Consider the following 24,205-nt stretch of genomic DNA (forward strand, 5'->3'; position numbering starts at 1 on the left):
GGCCGCGGCCTTAGTGAGCGGTGGTTTCGATCTGCTTGGCCGCGCTGGAGCTGATTTCGATCTTGCGCGGTTTCATGGCTTCCGGGATTTCCCGGACGAGATCGACATGAAGCAGGCCGTTTTCCAGGCTGGCGCCTTCCACGCGGACGTGTTCGGCGATCTGGAAGCGGCGCTCGAAAGTGCGCGATGCGATGCCGCGATAGAGGATTTCCCGTTCGGAATCCTCTTCCGCCTTCTCACCCTTGATAGCGAGAACATGTTCCTTGGCTTCAACGGAAAGCTCGTCATCGGAGAAACCGGCAACCGCCATGGTGATGCGGTAGGTGTTTTCGCCGGTCCGCTCGATGTTGTAGGGCGGATAGCTTGGGGCGTCGCTGCCGGCGGTGTCCAGCATCGAGAAAAGCCGATCAAACCCGACGGTGGACCGGTAAAGGGGAGAAAAGTCGAAGTGACGCATGTGTCTGTCCTCTCTTTGAGCAACTGATACTTCACTGGGGTCGCGTTCCTTCAGGTCCCCCGGAGTGGCGGGACTGGAGCGCGATGCAGACCCTTTTTTGGCGCCTGCACAATAAAGGTGGGAACTGCTTTTTTTCATTTCAAGAGGGCGCGGTGCACCGCAGGCTGAAGATGAACGCCGGATGAATGAAGCCTTCCGGTCCGGTTCAAGCGGCGCGGTGCATCTTCCGGTCAACGTCAGCACGGCGCTGGCGGCAAAGACAGGAGATCAACGATGTTTGCCAATGTTTCAAAACTTTCCGCCCCGATCGCCGGCGCCATTTTTCTGGTATCCGCCGGGTTCATTTCCACAGCCGTCGCCGCGCCGCAGGCCGCCGGACTGAAAGGCCAGACGGCGCAGTCCGAACTGGTCGTGAATGTCGATCACCGCAAGGGCGGGCACGGGCGCAAAGGTGGTCGTGGCTGGCAGGGCGGTCATGGCTGGAACCAGCAGCATATGGGTCCGCGTCAGATCCGCCGCAGCCTGCGTCACCGCGGCTTCCACCGCATCCAGATCGTCGACCGCCGCGGCCCGATGTATGTCGTGACCGCGAATGGTTGGCGGGGCATGCCGGTTCGACTGGTCGTCGATTCCCGCACCGCTCACATCGTTCGCAGCCGTCCGATGACCCGCGGCGGTCATCGCTGGTAACGCGGCTGCCACGTTTTTCCGCTAACTTCTTTCAGGGTCGGCGCCTTTCAGTGCCGGCCTGAAGTCTGTTGTGAGCCCGCACGAAGCCGGTTATCAAAAGGCGTCTCTTGAGTGAATCGGATCGCCATGAACCTGATAGATCTTCCAGACAACCCGGTGCCGGAGGGCGCCAGGACCGGATATGTCGAGGCTCCTGACGGTGTCAGGATCCGCTACGCGCATTGGCCGGCGGGTGGCCGGCAGCGGATGGGAACGGTGACGCTGCTACAGGGGCGCGCGGAATATATCGAGAAATATTTCGAGATAATTTCAGACCTGCGCGAACGCGGCTTCGCGGTCGTTACCTTCGACTGGCGCGGGCAGGGCGGCTCGCAGCGGCTGACCACCAATCCGAAACGCGGGCATGTTTCGAATTTCGGCAGGTTCCGCCTCGATTTGCGCACCGTGCTGAAGGAGATTTCCCTGGCGACCTATCCGGGTCCGCATTTTGCGCTCGCGCATTCCACCGGCGCCCTGGTGCTGCTGTCCGATTCGGAGCGGCTGCGGACAATGCTTGACCGTGCGGTGCTGACCTCGCCGCTGCTCGGCCTTCCTTCCGGCACCTTGCCTCCCAATCTGGGCGGATTTTCCCGCTCTGCGTTGAAAATCCTCAGTCTCGGCTCGCTCGGGCGTCCGGCGCATCAGGCGAGGGCGCGCAAGGGGGCGGCCTTCAGTGAACGGGTCGGATTTCCTCTTGCGCGGCTTTGCTCGGCTATTGGACTGGGGCGGTTGTTCCTTCCCGGTGGCAACGGCGAAATCCGCGTGCCGTTCGAGACGAACCGGCAGACCTCGGACAAGGCCCGGTTCGACCGTTTCAACAAGGTGCTGGAAGCCGCGCCCGAGCTGGGCGTCGGCGCGCCGACCCTTGGCTGGCTGAACGCCGCGGCAAGGGCGATGCTGGCCCTGCGCAAAAGAGACGCCGGCCCGAACATGAAGCTGCCCTGCCTCGTTCTGGCGGCAGGCAACGACCGGATCGTCTCGACACCCGCTATCGAGGATTTCGTCTCCCGGGCGAAGGCCGCGGCCTATCTGGAAATTCCGGGTGCCGAACACGAGTTGATGATGGAACGCGATGTGTTTCGGGATCAGTTCTGGGCCGCGTTCGACGCCTTTGTGCCCGGTCTGGAAGCGGAACTAGAGCTGGAACGTGCCGGGCTCTGAGCAGGGCGGCCTGCAACCCGGGTCACGAAGTCCTGGCGAGTTCCCTCAGGAGGATCTCATGAAGGCGCGGATCGCCGGAAGCGACGATCTGCCCGCCGTCTGACGGCGAGCCGCCCGTCCAGGTCGTCACCACGCCGCCGGCACCCTCGACGATCGGCACGAGCGCGACGATGTCGTAGGCCTGCAGGCCGGATTCGATGACAGCGTCGCCATGGCCCGCCGCGACCATGCAATAGGCATAGCAATCCGTCCCGTAGCGGGAAAGCTGTACGGCGTCCTCGACCCGGTCAAAGGCTGCCCGCTCCGCGTCGTTGAACAGCGCGGGCGTCGTCGTGAAGATCGTCGCCTCCTCCAGTCGGTCACAGGGGCGGCAGTCGAGCTTTTTGGTTCCGAGCGGACCGCTGTACCAGGCGATGTTGCCATCCCCGCCGAAGCGTTCGCCGATATAGGGCTGAGCCATCATGCCGAGGCTGGGCTTGCCGCCGGTGCGCAGGCCGATCAGGGTTCCCCAGGTCGGCAATCCGGTGATGAAGGCGCGGGTACCGTCGATCGGGTCGAGTATCCAGACGTTTTCCGCGTCCAGGTTCTCCGGGCCGTGCTCCTCGCCCAAAATGCCGTGGGCGGGATACGTGCTGTTGATGAGCGTCCGCATGGCTGTTTCGCCATTCCTGTCGGCGACGGTGACCGGGTCGAACCCGGTCTCCCATTTGTTGTCGACGGCGAACCTCTGCCGGAAGTGAGGCATGATGGCCGCGCTGGCGGCGTCCGCCAGACGGTCCAGAAAAGGGACGAATTCATTGGAACTGGATATCTGGCCCTGGGTCATCGATGCCTTCCGGGTTTCGCGAGCGGGAAATTTTTCGGATAGCGAAAAAAGTCCGATTTGCCACTTGTATAACCGCTTGTGCCGAAAATTGAATCGGTAAAATCGCTTCATTTGCACATTGTTTGATCAGATTCCGAACCCCCACGGGCTTGACCTTTGTGCGGTGCGGTGCGATTTTATTGCAGTGCGATACGTTGTATTGCACCGCCCTCCTTGGGCGTTTCCTCCCTAGACTTCAGGCCGCCTCAATTGAGTGCGGCCTTTTTTTTATTCCGCTGCGATGGAGTCGGCGGGCAGGGCTGCGTCGGGCATTGAGGTGAGCTCACGGGCGAAATTACGCAGATTGTGGAACAGATCGGCGAATCCGGCGGAAGGCTGGTGAGATGCCTCGTCCATGTAGAGACCGCGATTGATCTCGATCTGCAGAGCGTGCAGGCCGCTCGCGGGTCTGCCGTAGTGTTCGGTGATGAATCCGCCGGCATAGGGTTTGTTGCGTGAAACGCTGTAGCCCATGTTTCTGAGAACCGAACAGGCAAACTCCGTCAGGTCGCTGCTGCAACTGGTGCCGTAGCGGTCGCCGAGAATGAAATCGGGGCGGGTGTCGGTTGTCTGGCACTTCACGCTTGACGGCATCGAATGGCAGTCGATCAGGACCGAATAGCCGAAGGTCACGTGCGTCTGGGCCAGCAGGCGCCGCAGGGTCGAGTGATAGGGCTTGTAGATCTCCTCGACCCGGCTCAGCGCTTCTTCCACCGGCAGCTTGTGCCGGTAGATCTCGTGGTTCTCGCTGACAATCCGCGCTACCGTGCCCAGGCCGCCGGCCACCCGGATGGAACGGCTGTTCGCATAGATCGGAAGTCGGCCGTCGAACATCTTCGGATCGAGTTCGTAGGGCTCCCGGTTCACATCCAGATAGGCTCTTGGGAAATGAGCCCGCAGGAGCGGCGCGCCCAAAGGCACGACATGCGCGAACAGGTCGTCCACATAGGCATCTTCCGAACGCCTGATGGAGTTTTCATTCAGGCGCGAGGAGGCCAGAAAGCTTTTGGAATACTGGCGGCCCGAATGCGGGGAATTGAAGACATACGGCAAACGCTGATCGGCTGGACACAGGACTTCAAACGCGGGCAAGCCGTTAAAGTCGGCTTCAAAGGGCATTTGAAAAGCAGGCCGCTTGTCGTCAGTCAAATGATGTGTCCCGTCTGGTCTTTTCCTATCGTGCCAAGGAATCGCCCCGCAGTCCACTCTCGCGGAGGCGAAAGCCCGTGTCATGGCGGCATTTGTTCCTTGCATCAGCGTACGACCGGCAAATCATGGCCAGGTCACAGGCCCCGCATTGGAACCGATTGGAGGTCTGCAGATAGCTTTTAAAGCGGTGGAGCATCTCGTCTTGGTTCAATTGAACGCAGGATGCTCCAGCGGGAATACGCAGCGTCATCTGGGGATTGAACAGATTTGACGCTGGCGCGCGCGGTCCATGCCGGCCATTGCCGCCTGTCCGTCCGCGCCACCATCTCCGCCTCTGGCCTGTCCGCAACAAATCTGTGTAAACCGGCGCGGCGGTTCTATCCACACGGCTGCCTGAAAGAACCGATTCTCGCTATCATTCTTTGGAATTCGAGCTATAACCGGCAAAAGGGAACCGCACAGCCAACGCATATTTAGGAGATTGGTCGATTACGATGCCACGTATCCTGCTTGCCGAAGATGATAATGACATGCGCCGCTTTCTGGCGAAGGCGTTGGAAAATGCCGGCTATGATGTCGTTTCGTTCGATAACGGCAAAAGCGCTTATGAACGCCTGCGCGAAGAGCCTTTCTCTCTTCTTTTGACCGACATCGTGATGCCGGAGATGGATGGGATAGAATTGGCGCGCCGGGCAACCGAACTCGATCCTGATCTCAAGGTGATGTTCATTACCGGGTTTGCGGCGGTGGCGCTCAACCCGGAATCGGATGCTCCCAAGGACGCGAAGGTTCTGTCAAAACCCTTTCATTTGAAGGATCTTGTGCAGGAAGTGGAGCGTATGCTAGCGGCCTGAGACGGGCTCTGCAAAGAGCGTCGAAAGGACCTGGAAATTTTGCCGGATCGGTGAAAAGGGGGGTTGCACAGATCGGCGTTCCCCGTTATATCGCACTCCACCACGGCGTTGGGGCGTCGGAGGTCCGATAAATTCGGGCGTGTAGCTCAGCGGGAGAGCACTTCGTTGACATCGAAGGGGTCACAGGTTCAATCCCTGTCACGCCCACCATTTTAGCGCTGATTGAGGTTTCATGAGGCGCGGGTTGTTCTGAAGCCGGCGCAAACTCTGCTGCTGCTTCGTGAACAGCCGGAAGCACCCGGGCGCCACAGGCGCTCATTTGGTTTAAAGAAGCAGGACCCCTTCGGGGGACAGTGACATGAAGATCAAGAACTCGCTCAAAGCACTGATGACGCGCCACCGGGACAACCGTATGGTTCGCCGCAAAGGCCGCGTGTACATCATCAACAAGAAAAACCCGCGCTTCAAGGCACGCCAGGGCTGAGTCCTGTTGCCGCGCGAAGCGCTGCGGGGTTCTGAAACACGTTGCGGGTGAAGCACTTAACGCGCCGATCCCGTCACTGTGACAGCCCCGGCAGCCGGTGCGCACGAAGATGTGTCAAAATCCCGGATTGACCGCCGCATTCAACGATCCATAATCGTCGAATGCGGATTTTTGTATTTGCCCTCCTTTATATGCTGAGCGTGCCCCTGGCGGGCGCGCAGACCGTTCCCGACCTGGGGCCGGAAGTCGAGCCGCCGTCCGCGGAAGATTTCAACCCGTTGCCCGAGGAGCTTCCAGAAGAGGGAGGCAAGGTGGTCGTCGATGAGACGGACCCGGACGCGGAAAAATCCCGCCTGGAACAGCTCTATTCCGATCTTGCCGAGGCAAAATCCCCGAAGTCGGCGGAGCGGATCGCGCGGGAAATCCAGATGATCTGGATGGCTTCAGGCAGCGATACGGTCGATGTACTGATGTCGCGCGCGGGCAAGGCCATCCAGTCGGAAGATCCGGCCCTTGCCCTCGATTTTCTCGATGTGGTCGTCATCCTCAAGCCATCCTACGCGGAGGGCTGGAACCGCCGGGCGACCGTGCATTACATGCGTGAGGATTTCGGCAAGTCCCTCGTCGATATCGAGCGTACGCTCGCCCTGGAGCCACGGCACTGGGGCGCCCTGTCCGGTCTGGCGATCATCCAGCGCCGTCTGGGTTTCGAGGACGATGCGCTGGACACCTTCAGGAAGGCGCTGGACGTCAATCCGGGCCTTGAGAACGCCGCCAAGGCGATCGTGGATCTGGAGAAAAACGCCGAAGGCGAAGGCGCCTGAAGCTTTCCGGCCAGAGCTTGCGGTCGGGGGGCGGGAAGGCTGCGGCGGCGAATGGTGGAACGAAAAAAGGCGGCCAATGCAGGCCGCCTTTTTCATTCAACCGATTAGAAACTCAAATCCCACCCTGTCCGTCACTGCCGACAAAGGCAATCCGCAACAGGTTGGTGGATCCCGGGGTGCCGAAGGGCACGCCGGCGGTGACTATGATCCGCTGGCCCGGCTTGGCATATTCTTCCAGATAGGAGATGCGGCAGGCACGGTCGATCATGTCCTCCTCGTTGGCGGCATCCTCACTGACAACGCAGTGAAGGCCCCAGGCGAGTGACAGCCGGCGGGCGGTTGCCAGAACGGGAGAGAGCACGATCACGGGGCAAGCGGGGCGCTCGCGGGCCGCGCGAAGACCAGTGGCGCCCGAAGTGGTGTAGCAGACGACCGCAGCCAGGTTGAGCGTTTCGGCGATCTGCCGCGCCGCCGCGGAAATCGCATCCGCCCCCGTGGCTTCCGGCTCGGTCCGCTGCGCATAGATGATGTTTTGATAATTCGCGTCCTGTTCCACCTCATTGGCGATCTTGTCCATCGTGGAAACGGCTTCGATGGGAAAGTTGCCGGCGGCGGATTCGGCGGACAGCATGACCGCATCGGCCCCCTCGAACACGGCGGTCGCGACGTCGGAGACTTCCGCGCGGGTCGGAACCGGCGAGGAGATCATGGATTCGAGCATCTGCGTTGCCACCACAACGGGCTTGCCGGCACGGCGGCAGGCGCGGGTAATGCGTTTCTGCAGGCCGGGGACCTGTTCCAGAGGCATTTCCACGCCAAGGTCGCCGCGGGCCACCATGATGGCGTCGGAGAGTTCGATGATTTCGTCCAGGCGACCGATAGCCTGAGGTTTTTCGATCTTGGCGAGGACACCGGCGCGGCCGCGGGTGATCTTGCGCACTTCGGCAAGGTCGTCCGGACGCTGCACGAAGGACAGGGCAATCCAGTCGACATTCTGATCCAGCGCCGCGATGAGATCCTTGTGATCCTTCTCCGTCATCGCGCTGGTGGCGATTTCGGAATCCGGGACGCTGACGCCCTTGCGGTCGGACAGCTTGCCGCCGACGATCACTTCCGTGACGGCGCTGGTAGCGCTGGCTTCGACGACCTTGAGCTGAATCTTGCCGTCATCCAGCAGCAGCCGGTGACCCGGTTCAAGAGCCTGCAGGATTTCCGGATGAGGAAGGTGAACCCGGTTGACATCGCCGCCGGAGGTGTCGGCATCCAGGGTGAAGGACGCACCGTTCTCCAGCATGACCGGGCCGTTGGAGAAGGTTCCCACCCGCAGTTTGGGACCCTGAAGATCGGCCAGAATGCCGATTGGCCGTCCTATTTTTTCCTCGACAGAACGGATGCGTTCAACAAGCATCTTCAGACGATCATGATCTGTATGGCTCATGTTGATGCGAAACACATCAGCACCGGCCCGGTACAGTTTTTCGATGATGTCTTGTTCTGAGGAAGAGGGGCCGAGAGTTGCCAGAATTTTAACTCGCCGGTTACGCCTCATCGCCCACCTGTTCCCTGTTGCACGGGTTCGGTCAGCTGAACTGTCCAGCTGCTCTGTTCACCCGTGTCGATTTCAAAAAAGCCTGTCCGCTCAAAGCCACGGGCCACACAGTCTTCGATTCCGCGAATGGTGAATTCCTTCTCCCGGGTGCACATGAACGCCCGGCCTCCCCATTCACCGAATTGGTCATAATCAACTGCGTAGATGTAATAGTATCGTGACACCAATGCGCCCGGTACCAGCGTTTCACAGGAATTGGAGGAAAGATTCCACCACCCTTCGGTGACCCAGTCGGTCTTGTCCTTGTAGCCGATGGCCACGCCAACCTGACTGTCGGTCTTGTTGCAGAGCCGCAGGTCAGCCTTCGCTTCGTCGCTGGTTGCCGGGAGAAACAGCAGGGCAAGAAGAGCGGCACAGACAGTTTTCAGGGGCGCGCCGATACGTGCCCGAGACCCATCCTGGTTCCGTTCCCCAACCTCAAACATATGCAGTCGTTCACTTTGCTGCTTTACAGACATTCGCTTTTTGCGTTGACGAGGAGTGCTTGTCAACGTCGTTAACAGGATCAGGAGTGCTTTCGCCCAATCTTGACACTGGAAACCGCCCACCCACTTCTGCCTCGAGGTGCGATCTCCCTCTATGGGGTCAGAAATGGGGCGGTAACATGACCGGAGCTTCCGTGTTAGAATTTAGCCGTCGATAAACCTTATACAGGCTGGTCCGCACTTGGCAAAACTGCCTGTAAATCCAAGGCTCAATCTCTGGTCGAACCGATATTCGCGCACTGCGAATCACCGATCAGATTCTGCCTGATGCGGCTTGGTTCCAGCGACGGTTTGCCGTAAACCTGTCGGCCTGTACCTTCGCATGTCCAGTGACTTTCCACGAAGCGAGAAATGACAAAATCAGCAGCCGCGGCCGGAGAGGCCTTTCAGCCGACGGAATATATCGATGGCGACCTCGGTTCGGGTATCCTGCTCCTGTGCGATCACGCCTGCAACGCGGTGCCCCCCGGCTACGGGAACCTCGGTGTTCCGCCCGAGCAGTTCGAACGCCATATCGGTTACGATATCGGTGCGCGCGCGGTCACGCTCGAACTGGCCAGGCGGCTTGGCGTTCCTGCCTGCCTGACGAGTTTTTCCCGTCTGCTGATCGATCCGAATCGCGGCGATGACGATCCGACGCTGATCATGCGCCTGTCGGATGGAGCCGTCGTCCCCGGCAATGCCGCGGTGGATGCCGCCGAGCGCTCCCGCAGGATCGAGAGATTTCATCGCCCCTATCACCAGCTGATCGCGCGCACACTCGATGCGATGCTGGAAAAGGCCCCGCCCCCGGTGATCTTTTCGATCCACAGTTTCACGCCGGTGTGGCGCGGTGTGCCGCGGCCCTGGCATGTCACGGTTCTCTGGGACAGCGATCCGCGGGCCGTCGAGCCGCTGCTGGAGGGGCTGCGGGCGCAGGACGGGCTGATCGTCGGAGACAACGAGCCCTATGACGGTGCTCTCAAAAACGACACAATGTACCAGCACGCAACGCTGCGGGGATTGGCTCAGGCGTTACTCGAGCTGCGTCAGGATCTTATCGCCGATACGGCCGGCGCACAGGAATGGGCGGACCGTCTGGAGCCTGTCCTGAGAGATATCGCCCGGTTGCCGGATTGCCGGCAGACCCGGTATTTCAAATCACGCTGCGACAGCGACTGAGTGCGCGCAGCCCCGTTGCGGCAAAGGGAGTTCATGAGTATGGACGAGCAGACCAGAGTGGAATTGGAAGCGGCGGTGTTCAGACGTCTTGTGGAGCACCTTCGTGGCCGCACGGATGTGCAGAATATCGATCTGATGAACCTGGCGGGGTTCTGCCGGAACTGTCTGTCCAACTGGTATCAGGAGGCTGCCGAGGAAAAGGGGTTGGAAATGGACAAGGCCGAGGCGCGCGAAGTCGTTTATGGCATGCCCTATGACGACTGGAAGACGAAATATCAGGCGGAAGCCTCAGCGGACCAGAAGGCGGCGTTCGATAAAAACAAACCGCAGCATTAGATCCGTGACCCGGTTACGGACCAAAGGCAATCAGGGTTTTGCACCGGCATTGCTTGACGGCTATGCACAAGTCTGGCACGGCACGGTCGGATTTTAGAGCGGCCCGGGATTCGCAACCGAACCGGGTCGTCAATTTCAACAAACCGAAAAGACGACTAAAGGAGAACTGAATTCATGTCCGATCCGGGTGGAGTGGCAGCCGATCAGCTGCGGGCATTCGTGGAACGCATCGAGCGCCTTGAAGAAGAAAAGAAGGTCATCTCCGATGACATCAAGGACGTCTATGCCGAGGCAAAGGGCAACGGCTACGACGTGAAAATCCTGCGCAAGGTTGTTTCGCTGCGGAAAAAGCAGCCGCACGAGCGTGAGGAAGAAGAAGCGGTTCTGGATCTTTACATGCATGCGCTCGGCATGGCTGCTCAGGCACCGTCCGAAGGCTGATTTGCTCAAGAGTGAACAGACGAAAAAGAGCGGCACAATGGCCGCTCTTTTTTTGTTCGTTTCAGGCAGGTGTCAGCGTGCGAACCGGACGGGCAGAACCACGATGGCAGGGCCCTCGAACCTGTCGGTGCGCAGGCCGGCATAGGGATCGCGCTCGAAGCTTGCGTCAACGAAGCGGTTGCCGGGCATCATGACATTTTCAAGTTGCCGCTGGTTGGGATGGCTCAGCGCCGCAAAGGCCTGATGGCGCGTGGTGCCCGCACCCGACAGCAGCGTCGCCGCGGACTTGTCCGGCAGGCTGGCAAATCCGGCAAGCGGATCGATGATCTGATCCTTGGGGATGCGTCCGGAAACGGACGGCTGCTTCCGCCCGCCTGTCGCGGGCGCTGCCGGACCGGCGCGGCTTTCGGACCTTTGCTGCGGCACGCTTGCGGACGGCCGCAGCGAGCGGCTCAGGCTCTGGGGCGCCGCGCTCGCTGAGGCATAGGCGAGGGTGGTTTCAGGACGTGGTGCCGGCGAGGGAGAGGGGACCGATCCCGTTGCCGCAGCAATCGCCGCCACCGGATCGGAGGCGGGAACGGTTTCGGAAAGGCCGAGAGTTTCAGCCGCAGCCCTGGCCGCGTTGCTCAGGCCGGTATTTGGCTTTTGAACCGGGGCACGGGCAACCTGAAACCGCGTATCGATCACTTCCCTGGTGGAAGCCGGCTGGCCCGAGTCCAATGCGAACCGTTGTGCGTCGAGAGTATTCGGCGAAGGTGCGGCGGGCGCGGGAGCCGAGGGAGCGAGGGAAGCCACTGGTGTCTCGGTATCCGGCTTCAGGACCGGTTCAGCACTGGCCACGACGATCGGCTGGTCTTGCTGAACGGGTGTTGCCGGCTCGCTCTCAAGCACTTTGCGGGTCGGGACGGGCGGATTTTTCAGGACCGGCGAGGCCTCCGCGGTCAAGGGCGCGGGGGGGGTATTGCCGACCGCGCCCGGGCGCTGGTTCTGCTCACCGCGGTTGTTGCCGCCGAACAGGCTCGCGAACAGGTTTCCACCAGCTGCGGGCTTGTCGTCGTTGGCGGCGGCCACCGGGATCGGCGTACCGGGCTTGGTCAGGCTCTGATCCCGGGTACTGGCGGGACGGCTGTTGGAAGCCGGTCGATCGTTCGAGGCGACAATTGTCGGCCGCGACGAGCTGCGGCCACCGGACCGGGATTCGGCAAGGGCAACCTTGTAGCCGCTCATCGGCTTGCCGTCGGAAGGGATGTGCAGGGTCTTGCCATCCGGGAAAACCTTGGCGAGCTGCGAGCGGCTCATGCGCGGCCAGTGGCGGATATTGCCCGTATCCATGTGGACGAAAGGCGAACCCGAGCGCGGATAATAACCGACGCCGCCCACTTCCTTGCGCAGGCCGGTTGCCCGCAGCGTGGCGAGATTGACCCCGGGAATGTAGAAGTCCATTGCCTTGCCGAGCGTGTGCTGGCTGTTTTTCGCAACGCCGGAAGACCGCTTGCGCAGCATGTTGTTGGTTGCCGGAGAGCGGTAACTGGAGACGACGTTGATGGGTTCGCGCGCGCGAACGTTCTGATAGACCTCCCAGACCAGATCCAGAAGCTCCGGATCCATCTTGATGATCTCGTTGCGCCGCCAGTCCCGCAGGAAGCGGTTGGCCTCGCGCAGGCCTTCGGGCAGGTAGCGGCCGTTTTTCTTGAAGGTGATCGAAACACGCTCTTTTGTATGCGTGTTGTAAAGCTTCAGCGTACGGGTTTCCGCTTGCGCGGCACCCGTGAGGAAAGCACACACAACTGCCAGCGCGCCGGCCGCCGTAGCCGCGTTCTTCAGCCAGTTGACGGCGTTGAAATCAAACAACCGTTTACGCAATATCTGTCTCGCCGTTTTTGATGGCATCACCCATCCCGTGCTCCCCAGCAGGAGCTCCACATTAGCCGCAGCAAGTTAAGAAGTTTTTACCCTAATTTCATCTGCGCGATAATCGTTGCTGAATTGCAACGGCGCAACAGGAAATTCGATAATAAGCCCTCCGCAGATCTGCATATCGGCAGAATGCGTCAAAAAATCGTCCGAATTCCGGTGAAGCGGCCGCGGAGGCAGCCTGGCGGGAGCTTGAAGGCATTCCCGGGAGCCCTCCTGGAAGGCCGGACACTGGTCTCCCGGTGCTTTTCCGCCGATTTCAGGCGGCGGCGTCCTCGCCGCCTTCCTCCAGGCCATATTCCTTCAGCTTGCGGTAGAGCGTCGAACGGCCGATCCCAAGGCGCTTGGCGACTTCCGTCATGCGGCCCGAGTAGTGGTTGATGGCGGTGCGAATCAGTTCTTCCTCGATGTCGGCGAGCTTGCGCACATGGCCGTCCTGATCGAGATTGCGCATGAACCCGAAGGGGGCAGCCTGTTCGAAGCCGGCTCGGGGGGCGGGATGCGCTGCAGGATCCAGCGGTCTTGCCAGAACGGACGCCGAAGGAACGGCGGCAGGAACCGGCGCTTCGGCAATGCCCGCGAAACCGGCGGGGGCAGAGCCAGACGCAGGAGACGGGACGGCCGGCTGATCGACGGCGGCGGCGACCTGGGGGAAATCGTGCGCCGTCAGTTGAGCGCCGTCACACAGGACAACGGCCCGGAAGACGGCATTTTCCAGTTGCCGGATGTTGCCCGGCCAGTGATAGGCCTGAAGCATGGCGAGTGTATCGGCGCTCACACCGGCCACCTGGGGCTTGCGTTCCTCCGCGGCGAACCTTGCCAGGAAATGGCGCGTCAGGGCGGGAATATCCTCACGCCGGTCGCGCAGCGGCGGTATCCAGATCGGAAAGACGTTGAGACGGTAATAAAGATCCTCGCGGAACGCGCCATCCTTGACCTGATCGATCAGGCGGCGGTTGGTCGCGGAAATCAGCCGGAAGTCCACCTTGACCGGACGCCGGGCGCCGATCGGGTCGATCTCGCCTTCCTGGATGGCGCGCAGCAGCTTGACCTGAACCTCCTGCGGCAGTTCGCCGACCTCGTCGAGGAAGAGCGTGCCGCCATGGGCTTCCTGGAACTTGCCGACATGCTTGTCGACGGCGCCGGTGAAAGCGCCCTTCTCGTGGCCGAAAAGGATCGATTCTACGAGGTTTTCCGGGATGGCGCCGCAATTCACCGTCACCAGGGGTTTGGATTTCCGGTCGCTTGAGCCCTGGATGGCGCTGGCGATCATCTCCTTGCCGACACCGCTTTCCCCCTCGATCAGGATGGGAATATTCGAGGCGGCGGCGCGTTTGCCGAGATTGATCACCCGTTCCATGGCAGGGGAATGGGTGATGATGTCCGCGAAAGTGAGCGTGCCGGAAGCCTGCTTGCGGAAACGGGTGATCTCGTCCTCGAGCGCCGACGTCTTCAGCAGATTGCGGATCGAGACGTTGAGCCGCTCCGGCGCAACCGGCTTGACGGCAAAGTCCTGGGCGCCGGCATTCATCACGCTGACGACGGTATCGATGCCGCCATGGGCCGTCTGGACGATGACCGGCGTGGCGATCCTGTCGCCGCGCAGGCGCTGCAGGACACCGAGGCCGTCGAGTTCCGGCATGACCATGTCCAGAATGATCAGGTCGATTTCGCTTGCTTCCGGCCCCGTCATGATACGCACGGCTTCCGCGCCGTTTTCCGCGGTCTTGAACCGGTAGCCGAATTTCACAACGGCTTCCTGAAGCAATCTCCGCTGGATCGGATCATCGTCTACAATAAGAATTTTACCGTTGATTGCTTGCATTTGCCGGCCGGACCCGTCCTGATTTGTCTCGTTTCGAACCATTCTGGTCGCAATTGGGTAAACAAATCGTCCAGGGCGAGGCAAAAAAGTTTGGCATTTGCGATTGCGGGGCGGTGTTGGCCCGGCCTACTAGTTCTGTAGCTGAAATACCCAAGCCTCGCCAAGGCGACCGTTTACCGGAGTAAGAAATGCCGAAGATGCCGCACCCCGTTTTTGCGCCTCAGTCTTCTTCGTCCGCCGAACTCGGACATCTGCCCGAATGGGATCTGACGGATCTTTATCCGGCTCTGGATGCACCGGAGGTAGCCGCGGACCTGAAAGAGAGCCTGGACCGGTCGAAAACCTTCGAGACCTCCTACAAGGGCCGCCTCGCCGAAATGGCGCGGGACAACGTGGCGGCGCTCGTCACCGCGATCCGCGCCTATGAGGAACTGGAAGATCTCATGGGCCGGCTGGTCTCCTTCGCGGGGCTGGTCTACGCGGAGAACACCATCGATCCGGCGTCGCAGAAATTCTACGGCGACGTGCAGGAACAGATCACCACGGCCAGTTCTCATCTCCTGTTCTTCACGCTGGAGCTGAACAAGATCGACGACGCTGTGATGGATGCCGCCCTTCAGGACCCGCATCTTGGCCACTATCGTCCGTGGATCGAGGACCTGCGCAAGGGCAAGCCCTATCAGCTTGAGGACCGGGTCGAACAGCTTTTCCACGAAAAATCGGTCACCGGGGCAGGCGCCTGGAACCGTCTCTTCGACGAGACCATGGCATCGCTGAAATTCAATGTCGACGGCGAGGAACTCGCCATCGAACAGACGCTCAACCTGCTTGTCGATCCGGCACCGGAAAAGCGCCAGATTGCTTCGCAGGCGCTGACGACGACCTTCAAGGAGAACCTGAGGACCTTCACGCTCATCACCAACACGCTTGCCAAGGACAAGGAGATTTCCGACCGCTGGCGGAATTTTTCCGATATCGCCGACAGCCGCCATCTGGCGAATCGCGTGGAGCGGGAAGTGGTGGATGCCATGGTCGCCGCCGTCCGGGACGCCTATCCGCGCCTGTCGCACCGCTATTACAAGCTGAAGGCCAAATGGCTCGGCATGGATCAGCTCAATACATGGGACCGCAACGCGCCGTTGCCCGATGCCGATACGCGGATCATCCCCTGGGACGAGGCGAGAAACACGGTGTTGTCAGCCTACAGCACCTTCTCGCCCGACATGGCCGAGATCGCCGGACGCTTCTTCGACAAGGGCTGGATCGACGCGCCGGCACGGTCCGGCAAGGCGCCCGGGGCCTTCGCCCATCCGACGGTGCCGAGCGTGCATCCCTATGTGCTGGTCAATTACCAGGGCAAGATCCGCGATGTGATGACGCTGGCCCACGAACTGGGCCATGGCGTCCATCAGGTGCTTGCCGGACCCAACGGCCCGCTGATGGCGCCGACACCTCTGACGCTGGCGGAAACCGCGAGCGTCTTCGGTGAAATGCTGACGTTCAAATCCCTGCTGGCCAAGGCGGACAATCCGCAGACCCGCAAGATCATGCTGGCCTCCAAGGCCGAGGACATGATCAACACAGTGGTCCGGCAGATCGCCTTCTATACGTTCGAGCGCAAGGTGCACACGGAACGGCGCAACGGCGAACTGACCGCCGAAAAGATCGGCGAGCTCTGGCTGTCCGTCCAGGGCGAGAGCCTCGGGCCGGCGATCAAGCTGAGCGAAGGCTATGAGTCCTTCTGGACCTATATCCCGCATTTCATCCATTCGCCGTTCTACGTCTATGCCTATGCGTTCGGCGATTGCCTGGTGAACTCGCTTTACGCGGTTTACGAGGAGGCCGAGGCAGGGTTTCAGGAGAAGTATTTCGATCTTCTGAAAGCCGGTGGCACCAAACACCATTCCGAGCTGCTCGCACCTTTCGGTCTCGATGCCACCGATCCGGACTTCTGGAAAAAGGGCCTTTCGGTGATCGAACGCATCATCGACGAACTGGAAGAACTCGATCAGGCTTGAGACTGGACACCGGCACTGCATGAACCCGTATCCCAATCCGCCGTTCAGGCATTCGCCCTATGACGGCTCCAGCCAGCCTTTCACGGTCGGTCTGAAGCCGATCGAAGAATCGGCCTTCCTGGAACCGGATACGTCCCTCGGCGCGTATCTGAGCGAGAAGGAGCGGTTGTTTTCCGCCGATCTGGAGACGGTGTTCCGGGCGGAAGCCGGAACGGAGGCCGCCCAGGCGGAAGTGCTGGCTCTCGTCGCCGGCAATCTGGCCCGCTTTCACGGCGGCACGCACCGCCGCGGTACCGGCACGATCGAGATCCCGGCTGCCGGCCGCATCGTGCGGCTTTCGGAAGGGCCTGGCCTTCTCACAGCGTCCCGGCTCGTCCAGGAAGATCTCATCATCATGCGGCCCGGACCTGAAGGCTACCGGCTGGTGGCGGCGTCCCTGTGCTTTCCGTCTTCCTGGTCGCTTGACGAGAAATTCGGCCAGTCGATGCACGGCATTCACGAAAACGTGCCCGGCTTCAACGGTGCGCGCATGGGCCAGACCGTGGCGCGCCTTTTCGACAACCTGAAACCGGAACAGCTTGTCGGCAGGTTCAACTGGTCGGTTTACCCGGACGGCAATCTGCATCACCCGCGCCCGAAACAGATCCGCCCCGAGATTTCCGGCAGCGGGCTCGCCCGGCTGTTTCTGCGCGTCGAGCGCCAGACCTTGCGGCGGCTGCCCGAAAGCGGCGATATCCTGTTCACGATCAAGGTCCACCACGACCCGCTGGCTGCGCTGGAAGCCCACGAGGACCGCGCGAAGCTCGCGGCAGGGCTCAGGCAGCAGCTTGTCGATCTGGACGCGGATCAGCTTGCCTACAAGGGGCTGGTGAGTACGCGCGACGCGCTTGTAAAAGCACTCGAAGGACTTTCCGTCGCAGTGCAATAGCACGAGCAGGGCTGGATATTATCGGGCCTCTGCATATTTAGACGATGAAGCCGCGCCTCAAAAAATGGAGCCTGTATCCGCATGCCGCAGTCCAAAGACCGGGAAAGCAACCGGTTCAGTGCCCGCATGGGCCGCTATGCCAGGGTCGGCACAAATATGGGCGGCATCGCCGCCAAGGTTGCCGGCGCGAGGCTGTTCGGCATGGAACTGGACAATGCCAAAAACGCGACTGAGCTGGCAGCCGCGCTGGGCGGTCTCAAGGGACCGCTGATGAAGGTCGCCCAGCTCCTGTCGACAATCCCCGATGTGCTGCCGCCGGAATATACGACCGAGCTTGCCAAATTGCAGGCAAACGCCCCGCCGATGGGATGGGCGTTCGTCAAGCGCCGGATGCGCGCGGAACTCGGCGCCGACTGGCAAAGCCGGTTCGAGGACTTCGGCCGGGAACCGGCCGCGGCCGCGTCGCTCGGGCAGGTGCATCGCGCGGTCGGTCATGACGGCAGGATCCTTGCCTGCAAGCTGCAATATCCGGATATGGCCTCCGCCGTGGAAGCGGATCTCAAGCAGCTGCAGATGCTGTTTTCCGTGCACCGGCGCATGAGCCCGGCGATCGATACGCGGGAGATCGCCAAGGAAATAAGCGCCCGGGTGCGGGAAGAACTCGATTACGTCCGCGAGGCGGCGCATATCGCCATGTACCAACGGATACTCGCCGGAAGCGGCCGTATCCGTGTGCCCGAGGTTGTCGAACCGCTTTCGACCGGACGCCTCCTGACAATGGGTTGGCTCGCCGGAAAACCGCTTCTGGATTTCAAGGACCACAGCCAGGAAGAGCGCAACCTTCTGGCGGAGACCATGTTTCATGCCTGGTGGCATCCGTTCAGCCATTTCGGCGTCATTCATGGCGATCCGCATCTGGGCAACTATACGGTTTTCGAAACGGATGGGGCGCCGGCCGGCATCAACCTTCTGGACTACGGCTGTATCCGTGTCTTCCCCGAGGGTTTTGTCGAGGGTGTGGTCGATCTCTATCGAGGGCTCCTGGAGGGTGACGACGACCGTGTCGTGTCCGCCTATGAGCGCTGGGGGTTCAAGAACCTCAAAAAGGACGTGATCGAGGTTCTCAACATCTGGGCGCGCTTTATCTACGGGCCGCTTCTGACGGATCGGACACGATCCGTCGCCGACGGTGTGTCGGCTGCCGAATATGGCCGCAAGGAAGCTTTCCGGGTGCATAGCGCGTTGAAGGAACTGGGCCCGGTCACGGTGCCGCAGGAATTCGTTTTCATGGACAGGGCGGCCATCGGGCTCGGCGGCGTCTTTCTTCACTTGCGGGCCGAAGTGAATTTCTTCCGCCTGTTCAACGAACAGATCGACGGGTTCGAGGCTGCGACGGTCCGACGCCGCCAGGATGAGGTGCTTGCCGCGGCCGGACTTGGGGCAACGCCGCACGCGGCCTGACAGGCGGCATCCGGCCGGGAAAAACCGGCCCCTGATCTGCCCCCGGCAAAAAGTCGCGCCTGCCGGATGGGTTTGTGCACACGGGAACATTGCCCAACAGCAAAACTTTATTGTATGAAGGCAACCGGCCAGAGCGTCCTGCATTCACATGAACGCAGACAAGGTGCTCTTGAAACTTTAAGACCGATCAACTTTGGACGCCTTGCCGGATCCGGTTGGACGTTCGTTGATCCAGTGAATTTCCCGGGGGACTTTATGTCTGACGATAACGCTCCGACAATGGACTACGACGCTCACGAGCAGACTTACGAAGGGTTCATCAACTTCTCCAAGGTTGGCACTATCGCGGTACTGACCATCGTGTTGTGTCTGATCATGTTCAGTTTCGGTGGTACCGCCGCGACTGTCTTCGGCTGGCTGATGCTGATCGGGACCATGGTTGCCACCGCAATCGGTCTCGCCCTCGGGGCATCCGGCTGGATCCCGCCCGCAATTGTTTTCGTCCTGACCGGTATTCTGGCGATCCTGACGGTCTGATTTTCCGCCACTGCAGTCCGCTTTGCAGGAAGGCGCGGTCCGAACCGCGCCTTTTTATTGAACAACATGCGCTATAAGCAGGTGTCATGAACCCGTCCGCGCCTGTTCCGTTTGTCTACGATCCTCCGTCGGAGCCGTATCTGACTGTCGTTCATCTGGATGACAAGCTGCTTGTGGTGGACAAGCCGAGCGGACTTTTGAGTGTTCCCGGCAAAGCCGCCGAACATTCCGATTGTCTTGAATACAGGGCGAAGGTGATCCATGGGCAAGCGCGTATCGTTCATCGGCTGGATATGGATACGTCCGGCGTGATGGTCCTGGCGATGACCTCCGCGGCCCATCGCCATCTCGGTCTCCAGTTCGAACGGCGCAAGACCGTCAAGACCTATATCGCGGAAGTCTGGGGGCATCCGGCCGCCGAGGAAGGCGAGATCGACCTGCCGCTGATCTGCGACTGGCCGAACCGGCCCAAGCAGATGGTCAGTCCCGAGCACGGCAGGCAGGCGCTGACGCGCTGGAAAGTTCTTGAGAGGCGGGAAAGAACGACACGCGTCAGGCTGTTTCCGCACACGGGCCGATCGCATCAGCTCCGGGTGCACATGCTTTCCCTTGGCCATCCGATTGTCGGGGACAGGTTCTACGCTTCAGGAGAGGCTCTGAACGCGTCCGGGCGTCTGGCCCTGCACGCGGAAAGCCTTGAGCTGCATCATCCTGCCGACGGTGTCCGGGTTCTCTTTGAAAGCCCGTGCCCTTTCTGAAGCGCAGGCGGACTTCCTTGTCCTGTCATCCGTTCCGAAGCGTCAGCTCTGGCCGACGCGGCCGATGCCCTCACGCGCAAGCTTGTTGGAATTGTCCAGAGTGATCGCCTTGGAGTAATTGCGGCGGGCGTCCTTCTGGTTGCCGAGCATTTCCAGGGCAAGCCCGCGGTTTGCCCAGGCGATGGCGGAGTTCCGGTCAAGGTTGACGGCCATGGACAGATCCGAGAAGGCGGCGGTCGGGTCATTGACCGCGATATAGGCGATCCCGCGGGCGGTATAGGGTGCGGCGGCCTTCGGGTTGAGGCCGATCGCGGTGGCGAAATCCTCGATCGCGCGGTTGTTCTGGTTCTGCGCCTGAAAGATCAGGCCGCGATTGTAGAACGCGCGGGCATCGCTGCTGTCGCGGGAAATCACGGAATTGAAATCCGCCAGAGCGGCGCTGAAATTGCCCTGCTGGCGATAGATGTTGCCGCGCCCGACATAGGCGACATCGTAATCGGGTTTGATGTTGATCGCACGGGTGTAGTCGGCAACGGCAAGGTCGTTCCGGTCCAGCCGGCGGTAGACGAGTGCCCGGTTGGCATAGGTCTGATAGGACTGGGGATCGAGTTGCAGCGCCCTGTTGAAGTCTTCCACCGCCTGATCGAGCTTGCCGGCCTTGCCATAGGCGATCCCGCGCGTGGAATAGGCATGGGCATCGGAAGGATTGGACTCGATCACCGCTGTCAGCGACGCGATGTTGGTGGAGGATCCGGCAGAGGTGTCGATGGGCACATCGTTATAGACGCCACCGGTGTTGCATGCCGCCAGAAGCGCGGACAGGCAGAGCAACGTGGCAAAAGGCAGAAGTTTGCGCATGCGGCACATGTGATCTCTTATCGTCAAGGGACTGAACATGCCGTTCTTCTGCCTCCAATAGGGCGTGAATGTGGCTTGGCTTCCGGGAGTGCCTGTGTCCGAGGCTTTCTCCACAAAACGCCAAAAAGCCGACCGTGGCTCCGGTCGGCCTTACGGCAGTTTTGTATGAGGCGGGCGGTCAATGCCGCCAGGCACGCTCAAGCCGCTTAGCGGCGAGCGGCAGCCGGTTTGCCCGGAAGCAGACCTTCACGCTGCGCCCGCTTGCGAGCCAGCTTGCGCGCGCGGCGAATTGCTTCAGCCTTTTCACGCGCCTTCTTTTCAGACGGTTTTTCGAAATGACCGCGAAGTTTCATTTCACGGAAGATGCCTTCGCGCTGCATCTTTTTCTTGAGCGCCTTCAGCGCTTGATCGACATTGTTGTCGCGAACCAGAACCTGCACGCGTTTTTTCCCATTTTCGTTGCGCTGCGACCGATCCGCAGCCAGAATTGGACTTGGCCAGTATTGGACAATGATTGAAGCGAGGCTTTGCCAGCGGTTTCTGCAGCCGCCCTGAAAACACGCAGCCAACGCCCATCTCGTTTACATGTGTATCGAGCACCACATGTGAACGGAAACCTGATCGCCGCTGACGCGTCGCTCACTTTGGCCGGGTTAATACCAGAGCCAATCGGCCGTGTCCACAGTCATTCGAAAAGAAAGGGGACGCAGGCACCGAGCCTGCCACCCGGATACGCGCATCTTCCGCCGGGCTGCGGCGGCAATTTAAGGGTTGGCACCGCCTCTCCAGGAGACTAGAGGTGGACCCCACCTTTTCTAACCCTGACTGCTGGAGGAAACAATGGCGCAGTTCGCGTCAAAGGCCCCCGATTCGCATACGGGCACATCCCTCTGGCGAAGCGACATTCTCCCCACACTTGCTCTGGGTCTGCCCCTGGCGGGCGCACAGCTGGCGCAGATGGCGATCAATACCACGGATGTCCTTATGATCGGCCGTCTGGGAGCGGAAGAGCTGGCGGCTTCCGTGCTGGCGTTCAATTTCTATATGCTCACATGGTTCTTCGGCATGGGGGTCCTGCAGGCGGTCATTCCGCTTGCCGCAAGGGCGCGCGGCCAGCGCAAACCTCGGGACCTGCGCCGGGCCGTGCGCATGGGCTTCTGGATTTCCGTGCTCTTCTGCATACCGGTCTGGGGCGTTCTGTTCTTCACCGAATCCATTCTGCTGGCGCTCGGACAGGAACCGGACCTGGCAGCGACGGCCGGCCTTTACATGCGCTATCTGCAATGGACGATGCTGCCCGCGCTTCTCATCATGGCGGTCCGCGGCTTCCTGACCGTCATGGAGCGCACCCAGGTGGTGCTGTGGGCGACGATTGCCGGAGCGCTCGTCAATGCCATCCTCGACTATCTGCTCATTTTCGGGGAGTTCGGATTTCCGCGCCTGGAGCTTGTCGGGGCGGGGATCGCCTCGGTGTTCAGTGCGTCGACCACCTGCCTGTTTCTCATTCTTTACGCCATCCGGCATCCGAAACTGCGGCGCTACAATATCCTCGGCCGGATCTGGCGTTCGGACTGGCCGGCGTTCTTTCAGATCGTCCGCCTGGGAACGCCCATTGGCCTGACGATCATCGCGGAAGGCGCCCTGTTCACGGCGTCCTCCATCATGATCGGCTGGCTCGGAACCCTCCCCCTGGCCGGGCACGGCATCGCGCTACAGATCGCGTCGGTCACCTTCATGGTGCCCGTCGGCTTTTCCGTGGCGGCCATGACCCGTGTCAGCCTGGCGGCGGGACGCGGCGATCACGTGGCTGTCGGCCGGGCAGGGTGGACGGCGCTCGCGGTGACCATGGTCTGCATGGGCAGTTTCGCGGTTCTGTTCTGGACCCTGCCGGAAACCCTGGTCGGCTTCTATCTCGACCTCGACGATCCGCAAGCCCGTGATGTCATGGCCTACGGGACTTCGTTCCTGCTGGTCGCCGCGATCTTCCAGCTCGCCGATGGCGGACAGATCATCGGGGTGAACAACCTGCGCGGGCTTGGCGATACCACGATCCCGCTGTTTTATGCGCTTTTCGGGTACTGGGTGGTCGGTATCAGCCTGTCGCTCGGTCTCGGATTCGCGGCCGGCTGGGGCGGCGTCGGTGTCTGGACCGGGCTGGCCGGCGGCCTTGCCTCGGTCGCCCTGCTGGCAAACCTGCGCTTCGCGCGCCGGCAAAAGCTTGGACTGGTCAGGGCCTGATCGCCTCAGACCGTCTTTTGGGAAATCCGGTTCACATGGCCCATCTTGCGGCCCGCGCGGGTTTGCGACTTGCCGTAAAGATGCAGCCGGGCGGCAGGATCCTCAAGCACGGCGCGCCAGCCGTCGGCCTCAAAACCGATCAGGTTCTCCATCACCGCGTCTGAATGGCGTTCGGCGGAGCCCAGGGGCCAGCCGGCGACCGCGCGGATATGCTGGTCGAACTGGGATGTCAGGCAGGCATCCTGTGTCCAGTGGCCGGAATTATGCACCCGCGGAGCGATTTCGTTGACCAGGAGCCGTTCTCCGGCACCATCGCGGACCAGGAACATCTCCACCCCCATCACGCCGACATAGTCGAGACCGGTGACAATGCGCTCGGCCATGGCTCGGGCCGAGGCCGTGGTTTCCCCGGAGACGCCGGCCGGAACCGTTGAGGTTTTCAGAATGTGATTTTCGTGATGGTTGCGGGCGATGTCATAGCTGGCGCAGGTGCCATCCAGATCCCTGGCGACGATCACCGAGACTTCGCATTCGAAAGAGATGAGGTCCTCAAGCACGGCGGGGACCGCACCGATTTTCTCAAATGCACCGGCAGCGTCTTCCCGGCCGCGGATCATCAACTGGCCCTTGCCGTCATAACCGAAGCGGCGGGTTTTCAGGACCCCCTTGCCGTCAAAGGCGGTCAAGGCGGTTTCCAGGTCCTCTTGCGAATCCACTTTCGCGAAACCGGCTATCGTGACACCGGCTTCGGTCAGGAACTGTTTTTCGGACAGACGGTCCTGTGCGACCTGAAGCGCACGCACGCCGGGCCGGACCGGCACTTTCGCATCGAGATGCGCGGCAGTCGGGCCGGGGACGTTTTCAAATTCGTAGGTGACGACGGAAACGGCGGCGGCGAACCGATCGAGAGCGGAGATATCGTCATAGGGAGCAACCGTGAAACCGGCGCTGACGTCGAATGCGGGGCTATCCGGATCGGGGCAGAAGATATGCGCCTTCAGGCCCAGGCTGGCTGCCGATTGCGCGAGCATCCGCCCAAGCTGACCTCCGCCGAGAATTCCGATCGTATCGCCCGGGCTCAGCCGGTTTTTGGAGCTCATGGCCTGAATTCCT

Annotated in this window: 24 protein-coding genes and 1 tRNA gene; 15 read left to right on the plus strand and 10 right to left on the minus strand. The window is 61.0% G+C overall.

Going from position 1 to position 24,205, the window contains the following annotated elements; all coding sequences use genetic code 11:
- Positions 1-10 precede the first annotated feature (10 nt).
- Complete coding sequence (locus CLV41_RS13835; protein WP_103222992.1) at positions 11-457, minus strand: Hsp20 family protein; 447 nt, start codon at positions 455-457, stop codon at positions 11-13.
- A gap of 273 nt (positions 458-730) precedes the next feature.
- On the opposite strand from CLV41_RS13835, the gene CLV41_RS27545 reads away from it, so the two are divergent.
- Both CLV41_RS27545 and CLV41_RS13845 read left to right on the plus strand, forming a co-directional pair.
- A complete protein-coding gene (locus CLV41_RS27545) occupies positions 731-1,147 on the plus strand; it encodes a hypothetical protein (protein WP_146048566.1) in 417 nt (138 codons plus the stop codon).
- A gap of 111 nt (positions 1,148-1,258) precedes the next feature.
- Positions 1,259-2,347 carry an alpha/beta fold hydrolase gene (locus CLV41_RS13845; protein ID WP_208987501.1) on the plus strand — a complete coding sequence of 363 codons (1,089 nt, stop codon included), beginning with the start codon at positions 1,259-1,261 and terminating at the stop codon, positions 2,345-2,347.
- Positions 2,348-2,369: 22 nt separating this feature from the next.
- Here the strand turns inward: CLV41_RS13845 and hisN are convergent, their stop codons facing one another.
- Both hisN and CLV41_RS13855 read right to left on the minus strand, forming a co-directional pair.
- Positions 2,370-3,173, minus strand: a complete 804-nt coding sequence (gene hisN, locus CLV41_RS13850) for a histidinol-phosphatase (RefSeq protein ID WP_103222995.1) — start codon at positions 3,171-3,173, stop codon at positions 2,370-2,372.
- A 267-nt stretch (positions 3,174-3,440) separates the two neighbouring features.
- Entirely contained in the window at positions 3,441-4,331 is an 891-nt protein-coding gene (locus CLV41_RS13855; RefSeq protein WP_103223108.1) for an N-formylglutamate amidohydrolase, read from the minus strand.
- Between the two features lie 524 nt (positions 4,332-4,855).
- On the opposite strand from CLV41_RS13855, the gene cpdR reads away from it, so the two are divergent.
- From cpdR to CLV41_RS13880, 4 genes are all read left to right on the plus strand, one after another.
- Positions 4,856-5,215: a cell cycle two-component system response regulator CpdR gene (gene cpdR, locus CLV41_RS13865; RefSeq protein WP_068409675.1), complete on the plus strand. Its 360-nt coding sequence runs from the start codon at positions 4,856-4,858 to the stop codon at positions 5,213-5,215.
- 135 nt (positions 5,216-5,350) lie between these two features.
- Positions 5,351-5,425: transfer RNA gene (locus tag CLV41_RS13870), tRNA-Val, on the plus strand.
- A gap of 148 nt (positions 5,426-5,573) precedes the next feature.
- Positions 5,574-5,699 carry a type B 50S ribosomal protein L36 gene (ykgO, locus tag CLV41_RS13875; protein WP_006932207.1) on the plus strand — a complete coding sequence of 42 codons (126 nt, stop codon included), beginning with the start codon at positions 5,574-5,576 and terminating at the stop codon, positions 5,697-5,699.
- Between the two features lie 161 nt (positions 5,700-5,860).
- Positions 5,861-6,523 (plus strand): tetratricopeptide repeat protein, encoded by a 663-nt coding sequence (locus CLV41_RS13880; protein WP_103222997.1) that lies wholly within the window; start codon positions 5,861-5,863, stop codon positions 6,521-6,523.
- 112 nt (positions 6,524-6,635) lie between these two features.
- Here CLV41_RS13880 and pyk read toward each other — a convergent pair whose 3' ends face one another.
- Together pyk and CLV41_RS13890 are read right to left on the minus strand one after the other, a co-directional pair.
- Positions 6,636-8,072: a pyruvate kinase gene (gene pyk / locus CLV41_RS13885; RefSeq protein WP_103222998.1), complete on the minus strand. Its 1,437-nt coding sequence runs from the start codon at positions 8,070-8,072 to the stop codon at positions 6,636-6,638.
- Positions 8,069-8,557: a DUF1036 domain-containing protein gene (locus CLV41_RS13890; RefSeq protein ID WP_208987512.1), complete on the minus strand. Its 489-nt coding sequence runs from the start codon at positions 8,555-8,557 to the stop codon at positions 8,069-8,071. Before CLV41_RS13890 ends, pyk begins: the two co-directional genes overlap by 4 nt.
- A 411-nt stretch (positions 8,558-8,968) precedes the next feature.
- Between CLV41_RS13890 and CLV41_RS13895 the strand changes: the two genes are divergently transcribed.
- The 3 genes from CLV41_RS13895 to CLV41_RS13905 all read left to right on the plus strand — a co-directional run bounded on the left by CLV41_RS13895 (position 8,969) and on the right by CLV41_RS13905 (position 10,555).
- A complete protein-coding gene (locus CLV41_RS13895) occupies positions 8,969-9,778 on the plus strand; it encodes an N-formylglutamate amidohydrolase (protein ID WP_103222999.1) in 810 nt (269 codons plus the stop codon).
- 39 nt (positions 9,779-9,817) lie between these two features.
- Positions 9,818-10,114 carry a DUF1244 domain-containing protein gene (locus CLV41_RS13900; RefSeq protein ID WP_103223000.1) on the plus strand — a complete coding sequence of 99 codons (297 nt, stop codon included), beginning with the start codon at positions 9,818-9,820 and terminating at the stop codon, positions 10,112-10,114.
- 174 nt (positions 10,115-10,288) lie between these two features.
- Positions 10,289-10,555, plus strand: a complete 267-nt coding sequence (locus CLV41_RS13905; protein ID WP_068409682.1) for a DUF2312 domain-containing protein — start codon at positions 10,289-10,291, stop codon at positions 10,553-10,555.
- 72 nt (positions 10,556-10,627) lie between these two features.
- Here CLV41_RS13905 and CLV41_RS13910 read toward each other — a convergent pair whose 3' ends face one another.
- Together CLV41_RS13910 and CLV41_RS13915 are read right to left on the minus strand one after the other, a co-directional pair.
- Complete coding sequence (locus tag CLV41_RS13910; protein WP_103223001.1) at positions 10,628-12,445, minus strand: DUF882 domain-containing protein; 1,818 nt, start codon at positions 12,443-12,445, stop codon at positions 10,628-10,630.
- Between the two features lie 283 nt (positions 12,446-12,728).
- Positions 12,729-14,294 (minus strand): sigma-54-dependent transcriptional regulator, encoded by a 1,566-nt coding sequence (locus tag CLV41_RS13915; RefSeq protein ID WP_103223002.1) that lies wholly within the window; start codon positions 14,292-14,294, stop codon positions 12,729-12,731.
- A gap of 197 nt (positions 14,295-14,491) precedes the next feature.
- Here CLV41_RS13915 and CLV41_RS13920 point away from each other — a divergent pair, with 197 nt between their 5' ends.
- The 5 genes from CLV41_RS13920 (at position 14,492) to CLV41_RS13940 (ending at position 19,996) form a co-directional block, all read left to right on the plus strand.
- Positions 14,492-16,312 carry a M3 family oligoendopeptidase gene (locus tag CLV41_RS13920; protein WP_103223110.1) on the plus strand — a complete coding sequence of 607 codons (1,821 nt, stop codon included), beginning with the start codon at positions 14,492-14,494 and terminating at the stop codon, positions 16,310-16,312.
- A 19-nt stretch (positions 16,313-16,331) separates the two neighbouring features.
- Positions 16,332-17,240, plus strand: coding sequence for a heme-dependent oxidative N-demethylase family protein (locus CLV41_RS13925; RefSeq protein ID WP_103223003.1), 909 nt, complete (start codon positions 16,332-16,334; stop codon positions 17,238-17,240).
- Between the two features lie 81 nt (positions 17,241-17,321).
- Positions 17,322-18,701 (plus strand): ABC1 kinase family protein, encoded by a 1,380-nt coding sequence (locus CLV41_RS13930; RefSeq protein ID WP_103223004.1) that lies wholly within the window; start codon positions 17,322-17,324, stop codon positions 18,699-18,701.
- A gap of 255 nt (positions 18,702-18,956) precedes the next feature.
- Complete coding sequence (locus CLV41_RS13935; RefSeq protein ID WP_103223111.1) at positions 18,957-19,238, plus strand: aa3-type cytochrome c oxidase subunit IV; 282 nt, start codon at positions 18,957-18,959, stop codon at positions 19,236-19,238.
- Positions 19,239-19,324: 86 nt separating this feature from the next.
- A complete protein-coding gene (locus CLV41_RS13940; protein WP_103223005.1) occupies positions 19,325-19,996 on the plus strand; it encodes an RluA family pseudouridine synthase in 672 nt (223 codons plus the stop codon).
- 42 nt (positions 19,997-20,038) lie between these two features.
- Here CLV41_RS13940 and CLV41_RS13945 read toward each other — a convergent pair whose 3' ends face one another.
- Complete coding sequence (locus tag CLV41_RS13945; protein WP_208987504.1) at positions 20,039-20,893, minus strand: tetratricopeptide repeat protein; 855 nt, start codon at positions 20,891-20,893, stop codon at positions 20,039-20,041.
- Positions 20,894-21,060: 167 nt separating this feature from the next.
- Positions 21,061-21,294, minus strand: a complete 234-nt coding sequence (gene rpsU / locus CLV41_RS13950; RefSeq protein ID WP_103223006.1) for a 30S ribosomal protein S21 — start codon at positions 21,292-21,294, stop codon at positions 21,061-21,063.
- Positions 21,295-21,694: 400 nt separating this feature from the next.
- Here rpsU and CLV41_RS13955 point away from each other — a divergent pair, with 400 nt between their 5' ends.
- Entirely contained in the window at positions 21,695-23,092 is a 1,398-nt protein-coding gene (locus CLV41_RS13955) for an MATE family efflux transporter (RefSeq protein WP_103223007.1), read from the plus strand.
- Between the two features lie 5 nt (positions 23,093-23,097).
- Here the strand turns inward: CLV41_RS13955 and CLV41_RS13960 are convergent, their stop codons facing one another.
- Positions 23,098-24,192, minus strand: coding sequence for a 5-(carboxyamino)imidazole ribonucleotide synthase (locus tag CLV41_RS13960; protein ID WP_103223008.1), 1,095 nt, complete (start codon positions 24,190-24,192; stop codon positions 23,098-23,100).
- Between the last annotated feature and the right edge of the window lie 13 nt (positions 24,193-24,205).

Origin of the sequence: Roseibium marinum, from assembly GCF_002906165.1 — a bacterium.
In the GTDB taxonomy this organism is placed as follows: domain Bacteria; phylum Pseudomonadota; class Alphaproteobacteria; order Rhizobiales; family Stappiaceae; genus Roseibium; species Roseibium marinum.